This window comes from Chryseobacterium sp. KBW03, from assembly GCF_003852415.1.
Classification (GTDB): domain Bacteria; phylum Bacteroidota; class Bacteroidia; order Flavobacteriales; family Weeksellaceae; genus Chryseobacterium; species Chryseobacterium viscerum.
Window position 1 is genome coordinate 142,702 of sequence record NZ_QAJO01000001.1, and the last position, 11,656, is coordinate 154,357.

General features: G+C 37.6%; 8 protein-coding genes. 4 read left to right on the forward strand and 4 right to left on the reverse strand.

Annotated elements, in window-relative coordinates; translation table 11 throughout:
- The first annotated feature begins 60 nt into the window (after positions 1 to 60).
- The 4 genes from DBR39_RS00550 to DBR39_RS00565 all read left to right on the forward strand — a co-directional run bounded on the left by DBR39_RS00550 (position 61) and on the right by DBR39_RS00565 (position 6,299).
- Positions 61 to 1,875 carry a cytochrome-c peroxidase gene (locus DBR39_RS00550; RefSeq protein WP_124530389.1) on the forward strand — a complete coding sequence of 605 codons (1,815 nt, stop codon included), beginning with the start codon at positions 61 to 63 and terminating at the stop codon, positions 1,873 to 1,875.
- Between the two features lie 234 nt (positions 1,876 to 2,109).
- On the forward strand, positions 2,110 to 4,509 hold the full coding sequence (locus tag DBR39_RS00555; RefSeq protein ID WP_124530390.1) for a DUF5686 family protein: 2,400 nt from the start codon (positions 2,110 to 2,112) through the stop codon (positions 4,507 to 4,509).
- Between the two features lie 76 nt (positions 4,510 to 4,585).
- Positions 4,586 to 4,822 carry a hypothetical protein gene (locus DBR39_RS00560; protein WP_124530391.1) on the forward strand — a complete coding sequence of 79 codons (237 nt, stop codon included), beginning with the start codon at positions 4,586 to 4,588 and terminating at the stop codon, positions 4,820 to 4,822.
- Between the two features lie 7 nt (positions 4,823 to 4,829).
- Positions 4,830 to 6,299, forward strand: a complete 1,470-nt coding sequence (locus DBR39_RS00565) for a M20/M25/M40 family metallo-hydrolase (RefSeq protein ID WP_124530392.1) — start codon at positions 4,830 to 4,832, stop codon at positions 6,297 to 6,299.
- 968 nt (positions 6,300 to 7,267) lie between these two features.
- On the opposite strand, the gene ilvA is transcribed toward DBR39_RS00565, so the two are convergent.
- From ilvA to ilvB, 4 genes are read right to left on the reverse strand one after another with little or no spacing between them, the layout of a single operon-like run.
- Complete coding sequence (gene ilvA, locus DBR39_RS00570; protein ID WP_124530393.1) at positions 7,268 to 8,530, reverse strand: threonine ammonia-lyase; 1,263 nt, start codon at positions 8,528 to 8,530, stop codon at positions 7,268 to 7,270.
- Positions 8,531 to 8,541: 11 nt separating this feature from the next.
- On the reverse strand, positions 8,542 to 9,588 hold the full coding sequence (gene ilvC, locus DBR39_RS00575) for a ketol-acid reductoisomerase (protein ID WP_103234239.1): 1,047 nt from the start codon (positions 9,586 to 9,588) through the stop codon (positions 8,542 to 8,544).
- Positions 9,589 to 9,635: 47 nt separating this feature from the next.
- On the reverse strand, positions 9,636 to 9,917 hold the full coding sequence (locus DBR39_RS00580; RefSeq protein ID WP_103234240.1) for a hypothetical protein: 282 nt from the start codon (positions 9,915 to 9,917) through the stop codon (positions 9,636 to 9,638).
- Between the two features lie 11 nt (positions 9,918 to 9,928).
- Complete coding sequence (ilvB, locus tag DBR39_RS00585; RefSeq protein ID WP_124530394.1) at positions 9,929 to 11,653, reverse strand: biosynthetic-type acetolactate synthase large subunit; 1,725 nt, start codon at positions 11,651 to 11,653, stop codon at positions 9,929 to 9,931.
- Positions 11,654 to 11,656 lie beyond the last annotated feature (3 nt).

Consider the following 11,656-nt stretch of genomic DNA (forward strand, 5'->3'; position numbering starts at 1 on the left):
ATTCCTTCATATCAAATTAAAGTATCAATAGAAATTTTCTGTTGATACTTTTTCATACCTATGCATAAACTTTCAAAATACCCGATACTCCTTTTGTTATACTGTGCAGCCGCGCTTTTTACGCTCTATTACTGTAAAAATGATAAGCAGCAGCCAGTGTATGAAGATCTTGGTTCTGTAAAAAACAGGATTATCAAAACCAATGCTGATTTTGAAAAACAAATCAACGAACTGAAAGTCCTTGTTTCTAAAAACTCTGATGAAAAACTTCTTCAGGAGAAATTTCAGGATATCAGAAAAACCTACAAAAAAATGGAATGGGCGGTAGAGTACTTCCTGCCCCACTCTGCAAGATTTATCAATGGTCCTGCCCTTCCTGAAATAGAAATGGATGAGCATACCGAAATAGAACCGGAAGGACTGCAGGTTTTGGAAGAAATGTTTTATCCTTATGATAAAGGGAATAAAGATGAAGTGATCAGAATGCTTAATAAGCTTATCAACAAAAGCAATACCATAGCAACCAACTTTCAGGTCATTACTGTAAGTAAAGATCAGGTATTTGATGCGTTGAGACAGGAAGCTTTCAGGATTTCCAGCTTGGGAATTTCAGGTTTTGACACTCCTGCTTCGGGAGTTTTTTTACAAGAAATGCCTTCTTCTCTGGAAGGGATTAAAGAAACATTGGAACAAATCTCTACTGAACGATCGAAAGATAAAGCATTAAAAAACATTATTGCAGAAATCAATTCGGCGATCGAAGTGTTGAAAAAACACACGGACAAAAACACATTTGATTATGTCAATTTTATCCCTGATCATCTGAATAAGATCACTGCTTTGATGCTGGATTTTAAAAATCAGGAGAAAATTCCGGATGTTGAGGTAACTACTGCCTTAAACAAAAATGCAGCTACTTTTTTTGCTAAAAATGCCTTCAATCCCAATGCCTTCAATCCCGGGAAAGAATATGCATACTCTGAAGAAAAGGCAGCTCTTGGTCATCAGCTTTTTAATGATAAAATCCTGTCCAATAGTAATAACCGAAACTGTGCAACCTGTCATATCCCTGAGAAAGCATTTACTGATGGCCTTGCCAAATCGATGTCCCTTGAAAACTCAGAGCTTGCCAGAAATGCACCTTCTCTCAACTATGCAGGATATCAGCATGGCCAGTTTTGGGATATGCGGAAGGATGATCTGGAAGGACAGAGCTCAGATGTGATTTCCAACAAAGAAGAAATGCATGGTGACCTGAATGTCATTCTTGCCAAAATCAACCAGGATAAAAACTATCAGGCAGCTTTTAAAAAGATCTATCATTCTCAAAAAACGGAAGTATGGCAGCTTCAGAATGTACTGGCGAGCTACATCCGTTCTCTGGCAAAATTCAATTCAGATTTTGATGAATATATGAGAGGAAATAAGTCGGCAATGACAGAAAGCCAAAAACGCGGGTTTAATCTTTTTGTTGGAAAAGCTCAGTGTGCGATATGCCATTTTCTTCCTTTATTCAATGGTACCGTTCCTCCTAATTTCAAGAAAACAGAACAGGAAGTATTGGGAGCAGCTGTGAATGGAGAGAATAAAACGTTTGACCGTGATCTGGGAAGAGGAAAGTTTCATGAGACCGTTCCTTCATTACAGCATTCTTTTAAAACTCCAACGCTTAGAAACATTCATAAAACAGCTCCTTATATGCACAATGGAGGTTACAAAACCCTAAAAGAGGTGATGAATTTTTATAATAAAGGGGGTGGAAAAGCTTTTGGATTTAAAGTGGAAAACCAGACACTTTCTGATGCTCCGTTACAGCTTACCGATAAAGAAATAGATGATATTATTGAGTTTATGAAGGCTTTGGATGATCGGTAAAGTCTTTCAGAAACACAAAAACTACAATAAACAATTAAAATTCCTGAACCTCATCTGTTCAGGAGTTTTTTTATTGGAAATCTTCAGGAAATTCAGAAAGACTATCTGAGACAATCAGACATTCAGTTTTCTCAGGAAAAAGTACATACAAACATTAGATTAAATCAATGTTATACTCTGTTAAAAACTTTTCCAGAACAATAAATATCATTAATTTTGACATAGTTTTTATACATGAAAAGGGGCTTACTGTTATTATTTTTTCTGATCAGCTTTTTGGCGTACTCACAATCAAAGATTAAGGTTGTAGATGACGCCAGTCAAAGACCTGTCTTTAATGCTAAGGTATCCTGTGACAACACGCTTATTGGATATACCAATGAACAAGGTGTTCTGGAATTCAAAACGGGTTGCAAAAACATTGATATTGAAGCCGATACTTATCAGAAAGAAAGTGTTACGGTAGAGAGCAGTATAGAAGTTTCCCTGCTCAAAAAAACATCAAAAACTACCGACATTGAAGCTGTAGTGATTGAAGATAAAAGTGATCCCAGAGCACTGGAAATTCTTAGAAAAGTAAATAAATTATTCAATGAAAACTCCCCGAAAAGCTTAGGGTCCTATTCCTATAAATCCTACGAAAAAATATCTCTGGATATAGATGAGGACAGCATTTCCCAGTTTAATCAGTATTTCAATGATTTAAACATTTTTAAGAAAAAAAGGGAAAAAGACTCACTAAATAATATTTCCGCAAGAAAAGTATTTTCAAAAAGTAAACTCTTTCTTTGGGAAAGGGCTCAGGAATTTTTATATTCCAAAAAGTATGGTGAGAAGATTAACATTCTGGACAACAGAATTTCAGGTCTGAAGCAGCCTATTTACGAAATGATCGCTCTTCAGCAAAGCAACAGGGATGTCGTTCCGGAGCAGTTGAAGCCGGAAAACAGAGGACTTTACCGGTTCTTCCTTTCTGATACTGTTACCCTTGACGGAAGAAAAAACTTTGTGATCCGTTTTCGTGAAGTGAATTACAAAAAGCCGGACAGAAAGCGAAAGTATAATGGCACCATTTACATAGATACCGAGACCTACGGAATCAAAAAAATTGAAAATTTCAGTAAAAATAAAAACGACGGGATCATTACCAGTACCTGGATATTTTACAATAACAAATGGTTTCTTGCCCAAGAAAAAACCAAGCTTAAAATGGGTAAAATGGCTATGGATGACAAAGTACATGCTGATGATAAGAAAGATAAAAGAAGCTTTGGTACATACGCCTTCCTTACCTCAAAATATTTTGATTTCGAGGCTCCAATTGAAGAGAATGCCAAAGATTTCAAAGGCTATACTTTCTCTGTAAAAAACATTGACGGCCATTCTCTGGATCAATACAGAACGGACCCTCTTACGGACAGAGAACAGAATACCTATAAAACAATCGACAGTTTAGGTAAAAAATATAAAATCGACAGCAAAGCACAGATCTTATCCGGACTGCTGAACGGGCAGATCAGAATGGGTTCTGTAGACATCGCTGTGGATGAAATTGTCAATTACAACTCATATGAAGGTTTCAGATTAGGTTTAAAAGCCAAGCTGAATGAAAATTTCAATCCTTATTTTTCACCGGACTATTATTTTGCCTATGGTGTGAAAGACAGAAAATGGAAATACGGGATGGGGCTTGATATGAAAACTACACTGGAGAAAAATTCATTTTTCAGATTTGAGGTGTACGATGATGTAACAGCATCCGGAGAGTTTAACCGAAAGCTTTGGAATTTCAAAATGAGAACGATGAACTTCGGGAATAATCTAAACAATGACAAATATTTTCACTTTAAAGGAATGTCATTGTCTTACCTGAATGATGTCACAAACGGTCTTACCCTTGCCCTCGCTGTACGAAGAAATACAGAGGCCGCAGAATTTGATTATCAATTCAAAGACAGAGGAACTTCCTACAGGAACTTCAATACATTGTTTACCTTAAAATATTCTCCGAATTCTACCAATATTATGACTCCACAGGGAAAATCCCTGATCGATCAGAAATATCCTGAGCTGTATTTCAATTATGAACAGAGCTACAAAATGCTGGAAGGAGACTTCAGCTATTCCCGTTTTGATGCCCTTTTTGTTCATAATTTCAAAACACCTATCGGGACTACTGGTTTCAGATTGTATGGAGGTGCTGTTCTGGGTGGAGCGCCTATCTGGAAAAACTTTACGATGAACGGACTGGCTTCTCCGGGTAAAGACTTTAATTTTAACCTTACTTCTTACCTTGGGTTTGCAACACTGGAAGGTGGAAAATACTATAATGACAGATTCATAGCGTATTATTTCACGCACAAACTGCCTTGGTATTTCAAAAGTTTTGGACACAATGTTTCCAGTTTTGATTTTGTTTTAAGAGGAACTATCGGGGATATGAAGCACCCAGAATACCACCAGTTTAAGTTCAGAAAGCTGGACCACCTGTATCAGGAAGTCGGATTGGAATGGAACAATTTCCTTTCCAGTTATTTTAATCTGGGCTTATTCTACAGAGTGGGCTATTATGCAACGCCTCATTTTAAAGAAAATTTTGCCATCCAGTTTAAGCTGAAGTTTCTCGAGTTTTAATCGTCAGTGAAATACAAAATCTTTATTTTTGAATCAGAATTCAGAAATATTCAACGATACTATATAAAAAAAGAACATGCAGAAAATCGAAATCAAAGCAGAACAGTTTTTTGAATTATTAAAATTAAAAGACACTCCGATGTGGGATATTTTCTCACAGATGATCGATGGAAATGAAAAGGAAATTATCTTTTTAGACAATGAAGACAAGATCCTTTTTAATTATTTTTTGCCTTCTAACCTGGAAAAGCTGGAAGAAGACAGAAAGGAATTTTCAAAACAGTTTTCTGAGAAATTAACTAACTTCAATTAAGGTTCCCATGAATAAAAATTATGTTTTTTCTCTGCTGGGCCTTTTCTTATTTGCCTTTGGAAATGCTCAGAATTATAAAAAACCTTTGGTCTCTGCCATCAAAGAGTCTGATCTTCGTACCGATATGTATCAGCTTGCCGCAGACCAATTTTGGGGCCGTGAAGCCGGAACTCTGGACGAGCTAAAAGTTTCTATGTGGCTTGCTGACAAAGCAAAAGAAGCCGGAATGAAACCTGCTGGCGATAACGGAACTTTTTTCCAGTTTTTTGATATGTACAGACATCAGATTATCCCGCAAAGCAGTCTGAAAATTGGAGACAACAGCCTGAAACTATGGAAAGATTTCCTCGTTGCAGAGCCTGTAAATGCGTCTGTAGATGCTGAAATTGTGTATGCAGGAAATGCAGAACCTGAAGATCTTGCAAAATTAAATATCAAAGGGAAGGTTCTTGCCGTAAATGCTTCTGATAAAAACATTTCTAAAGACATGACCCTTTTTGTAAGGAGATATCCCGGATTTGTAAGGAATAAATATTACAATAAAGCTTCTGAACTGGGAGCTAAAGCCATTATTTTCATTACCGATGATATTTCTGAGCAAAGCTGGGTAGAAATACTCCCTCAAATGACCAGAGGAAGCTACGGAGTGGAAGGATTAAGAGAGAAAATCACCAATAATATTCCTGTTTTGTGGATCAAAAGAGAAAATTCCGGCTGGGTAAAAAACAATCCTAAAGCTTCTCTGAACCTGATCACTGAATCTTACAAATATCCATCAATTAATATCATTGGAAAGATAGAAGGGACAGATCCGGTTCTTAAAAACGAGTATGTTTTATTAAGCGGACACCAGGATCATGACGGCATCAGACATCCTGTGAAAAATGACACGATCTACAATGGTGCTGATGATAATGCAAGTACTTGTGTTGCGATGTTGGCAATGGCCAGGGCTTATAAGAAACAGCCGGGAAAAAGAAGTATTTTGTTTGTTTTCCATGGAGCTGAAGAGAGAGGTCTACTGGGTTCAAGATGGCATGCAGCCCACCCTGTTGTTCCTAAAGAAAACATCGTAGCAGTTCTGAACGGTGATATGATCGGAAGAAATGATAATAATGAAGCGGCTTTATTAGGAGGAAATGCTCCTCATAAAAATTCTGAAGAATTGGTAAAAATGGCTGAAGAAGCCAATAATGAGAGTACAAAATTCAAATACCTGAAAGATTGGGATTCTCCGAGCCATGCTGAGTATTTCTATTTTAGAAGTGATCATCTTCCTTATGCTAAAATCGGGATTCCTGCTATATTTTTCACGAGTGTACTGCATGATCAGTACCATACTCCACAGGATGAATCTGAAAATATCAACTACAAAAAGCTTTATAAAATGACTGAATGGATGTACAGAACATCCTGGAAAGTAGCTAATGAAGCTGAACGCCCGAAAGTAATTTCGAATTTTTCACTGGAAAGATAAAAAATAAAAAAAGCTTCACAGATTGTGAAGCTTTTTTCATCATTGTGTTTTTAGAATCTGTTTGAAAACGAAATAATTTAATATAGAATATGATTTGGAACCATTAAGAAGAATTGAGGTTGTAAGGAAAATTAAGTTTCAACTCAATTGAATAAAGCACCGTGCTTACTAAATATCGAAAGATATTTTCCTTCATCATTCTTAAAGACTTAATCAATCTTAATGGTTTAAAAAATTATTTTAAATTAATTATAGTTCTTTTGCCTTGAAGCAAAAGAATCAAAAATTCAAGACTTAGAAACTTCCGCTAAAAATGAAATCTGTTCTCTAAAAACTCTAAACTCGTGCGGTAGCAATCTATGTTTAGAATCACTTATTGTCCCGCACTCAAACACTAGAGTTTTTTTAACGTTCACAGAATTCATTTTCTTAACGCCTCAGTTTCGTATGTCGTTTGACATTGTTAAAAACAAAAAAGCTTCACAGATTGTGAAGCTTTTTTCATCATTGTGTTTTTAGAATCTGTTTGAAAACGAAATAATTTAGTATAGAATATGATTTGGAACTATTAATAAAAATTGAGGCTTTAAGAAAGGTTAAGATTCAACTCAATTGAATGAAGCACCGTGCTTAATAAATATCGAAAGATATTTTCCTTCACTATTCTTAAAAACTTAATCATCCTTAATGGTCTAAAAAATTATTTTAAATTAATTATAGTTCTTTTGCCTTGAAGCAAAAGAACCAAAAATTCAAGACTTAGAAACTTCCGCTAAAAAGGAAATCTGTTCTCTAAAAACTCTAAACTCGTGCGGTAGCAATCTATGTTTAGAATCACATGTTGTTCCGCACTCAAACACTAGCGTTTTTTTAACGTTCACAGAATTCATTTTCTTAACGCTTCAATTTCTTATGTCATTTGATATTGTTAAAAAAAGAAACATTTCTCTTTTTAAATCTAAATTCTTTTAAATAAGAAGATTCATTAAAGAAGGATCATTATTCAGATAATTGACAAAAAAATCATTTTGCTTCATTTTATCAATCAAAGGGGTAAAATCTTTGTTTTGTTTGAGAGCAATTCCCACGACTGCAATTCCTTTTTCTTTCGAGTTTTTTTGGGTGTACTCAAAGTAGGTAATGTCATCATCAGGTCCCAGCACATCTATCACAAACGTTTTCAGTGCTCCAGGGCGCTGTGGAAATCTCACCAGGAAATAGTGTTTCAATCCTGCATACAGCAACGCTTTTTCCTTGATTTCCTCCATACGGGTGATATCATTATTGCTTCCGCTGATAATACAGACTACATTTTTACCTTTAATTTCGTCCCTGTACTTTTCCAATGCTGCTACTGAAAGGGCTCCTGCAGGTTCTACCACAATTGCATCTTTATTATACAATGACAAAATGGTTTGGCAAACAAGTCCTTCCTCTACCGTAGCCATATCATACAGGATATCTTTGCAGCGTTCAAAAGTGAGATATCCCACTTGCTGTACAGCCGCTCCATCTACAAACCGGCTTATCTTTTCAAGAAGGACAGGTTTCCCCTTTTCCAGTGCTTTTTTCATACTTGCTGCCGCTGAAGGTTCTACTCCAATAATCTTTGTCTGTGGTGACAGATGTTGAAATACAGAACAAATGCCCGCTGCCAGACCTCCTCCTCCAATCGGAACAAAAAGATAATCGATAACACCTTCCATTTGCTCCAGAATTTCCAGTGCCGTTGTTGCCTGTCCTTCAATAATAGCGGGATCATCAAAAGGATGAATAAATGCACTGTTATGGTCTTTGCAAAAACTCATCGCTGCATCTTTCGCTGCATCAAATGTATCTCCATACAGAATGACATCTATGTATTCTCCTCCGAACATTTTCACCTGTTCAAGTTTTTGTCCGGGGGTAGGCAAAGGCATGAAAATAGTTCCTTTCACCTTCATCGTATGACACGCAAAAGCAACTCCCTGTGCATGATTTCCGGCACTGGCACACACGACTCCTTTTGAAAGTTCTTCCTGTGACATGGTTGCCATCTTATTGTAAGCTCCCCTGATTTTATAGGATCTTACTCTTTGAAGGTCTTCTCTTTTAAAACTAATATTCGCCTCATAAATAGCTGACAGATTATTATTGACAGCCAAAGGTGTTTTTACCACTACATCTTTTAATCGTTCCCCCGCTTTATAGACATTCTCTAAAACGGAGGAAGCTATTCCTTCTTTCATCATCTTTATAATTGTTAATTGTTTTCGGGTCTCAGGCTTCGTACCGTCTTACCGGCCTTCCACATTTCGCTTTCTCTTAATTCAGTAAGCTCTACTTCTAATTTTTCACGATAATCCGGTTTGCTATTGCTGTCAATAGAACGCTGTGCTTCATTTCCTTTGGCTACATTATCATACAATTCTTCAAATAAAGGAGAAGTTGCATCCCTGAAACGTTTCCACCAATCCAAAGCACCTCTCTGGGCAGTGGTACTGCAGTTGGCATACATCCAGTCCATTCCGTTTTCTGCGACCAATGGCATTAATGACTGGGTCAATTCTTCTACGGTTTCGTTAAAAGCTTCAGAAGGACTGTGTCCGTTTTTTCTCAATACATCATACTGAGCAGCAAATATTCCCTGTACGGCTCCCATCAATGTTCCACGTTCTCCTGCAAGGTCGCTGTATACTTCTTTCTTAAAATCGGTTTCAAAAAGATATCCGCTTCCTATTGCAATCCCCATTGCCGTTACTCTTTCTCTGGCTTTTCCTGTTGCATCCTGATATACGGCAAAACTGCTGTTCAGACCTCTGTCTTGTAGAAACATTCTTCTCAATGACGTTCCTGAACCTTTTGGCGCTACCAGAAATACATCTACATCGGTGGGAGGCACAATTCCGGTACGTTCGCTGAAAGTAATTCCGAAACCATGAGAAAAATACAAAGCTTTTCCTGCGGTAAGATGCTGTTTTACTTTTGGCCAATATTCAATCTGGGCAGCATCACTCAAAAGATAGCAGATGATGGTTCCTTTTTCTAACGCTTCTTCGATTTCAAATAACGTTTCTCCCGGTACAAATCCGTCTGCTACTGCTTTATCCCATGATTTGGAGTTTTTTCTCTGCCCTACAATGACATTAATTCCGTTATCTTTCTGATTCAAAGCCTGCCCCGGTCCCTGTACTCCGTATCCAATTACTGCTACGACTTCATTTTTTAATACTTCCTGAGCTTTTTCCAACGGAAATTCGTTTCTTGTTACTACGTTCTCCTCAACTCCTCCAAAATTCAATTTTGCCATTTTTTTTTGATTTTATTTATTACTGATTATGATGTTTAATTTTTTGCTTAACTCGCATATTCTATTGCGGTCAGATATGGGGTTCTGTGATAATGTACCTCCAGAACGTCTACCTGTTTTTCCATTTGTCTGCTGATCTTCTGAACAGAATCTTCCGTTTCTCTGATCACAATGACAAACTTTTTTACTTTTTCTATTTCGGAAGGGCCCACATTGAAAGTCAACATAGAAATTCTCCTTCTCGAAAAAATAGCATTGATCCGGCTGATCAATCCTAAATAATCTTCTGTATACGCGGTAATGGTATATTCTTTATGGTCTGTTTTCATCTTTTTATTCTTTAAAATTTATTATTCAGTACAATCTCTGAAACACTTTTCCCCTGAGGAATCATCGGAAATACATTGTGTTCTTTTCCTGTCATGACCTCAAGAAGAAAAGCTCCGCTGTGATCAAGCATTTCACGAAGAGCCAACTTCAAATCTTCTCTCTCGGAAACTTTATTTCCAGAAATATGATATCCTTTTGCTACCTGAACAAAATCAGGACTTTGAATATCCACTGAGGAGTATCTTTCTTCGTGAAACAGTTCCTGCCATTGTCTTACCATTCCCAGATAGCAGTTATTAAGAATTAGAATTTTAACTTCCGGATGATACTGCATAATGGTTCCCAATTCCTGAATATTCATTTGGGCTCCTCCATCTCCCATGACCGCTACAACAGGGCGATTGGTACCGGCATACGATGCTCCGATTGCTGCAGGAAGACAAAATCCCATGGTTCCCAATCCGCCACTCGTGACATTGGTTCGGGAATGCTTAAATGTAGAGTAACGGCATGTTGCCATCTGATGCTGTCCTACATCTGTTACAATGATTGCTTCTCCTGCTGTCATCTCATTGAGGTACCGGATAACTTCTCCCATTGTAATTTCTCCTTCTTCAGGATAAAGCTCCGTATTGATCAGGTTGATACTTTCAATTTCATGACATTTTTTAAATCTTTCATGCCATTCCGGATGCTCTCTTTTTGTAATCCATCCAGTAAGAAGAGGAATCGTCTGTTTGCAGTTTCCAAGAATCGGAACATCGGCTTTTACATTTTTATTGATCTCTGCTTTATCAATATCCAGGTGAATGATTTTTGCCTGTTTTGCATATTGATCCAGTCTTCCTGTCACCCGGTCATCGAAACGCATTCCAACCGCAATCAGAACATCACATTCGTTGGTTAATATATTGGGTCCATAATTTCCATGCATTCCTACCATCCCTACAGCCTGAGGGTGATCGGTAGGGATAGCGCTCATTCCCAAAACCGTCCATGCCACCGGGATTCCTGATTTTTCAGCAAACGCTAAAAATTCTTTTTCAGCTTTCCCCAGCATGATTCCCTGTCCTGCTATGATAAATGGTTTCTCTGCATTATTGATCAGTTCCGCCGCTTTTTCAATACTTTCAAAACATAGATTGGGATCCGGTTTATAGCTTCTCAATGATTGACATGGAGAATATCCTTTATAATCAACAGACTGCAGCTGGGCATTTTTGGTGACATCAATCAGTACAGGTCCGGGACGACCTGATTTTGCAATATAAAATGCTTTTGCCAGGACTTCTGAAAGCTCATTGGCATCAGTCACCTGATAATTCCATTTGGTAACCGGGCTTGTGACATTCATTACATCTATTTCCTGAAAAGCATCGGTTCCGAGAAGGTGTTCAAAAACCTGTCCTGTAACGCATACCAAAGGGGTATTATCCAACAGAGCATCTGCTAATCCTGTGACAAGATTGGTCGCTCCGGGCCCACTGGTTGCCAATACAACCCCTACTTCTCCAGATACTCTTGCAAGACCTTGTGCAGCATGTACCGCGGCCTGTTCATGACGCACCAGAATATGTTCCAACGTTTCATGGTAATCGTAAAGGGCATCATAAATTGGAATAATAGCTCCTCCCGGATATCCGAAAACGGTTTTTACTCCTTCCTGAAGAAATGCCTCCAAAATGATCCGGCTTCCGGTAAGTTGTATTTCTGTTGATAAATTCAGGTTTTCCATATA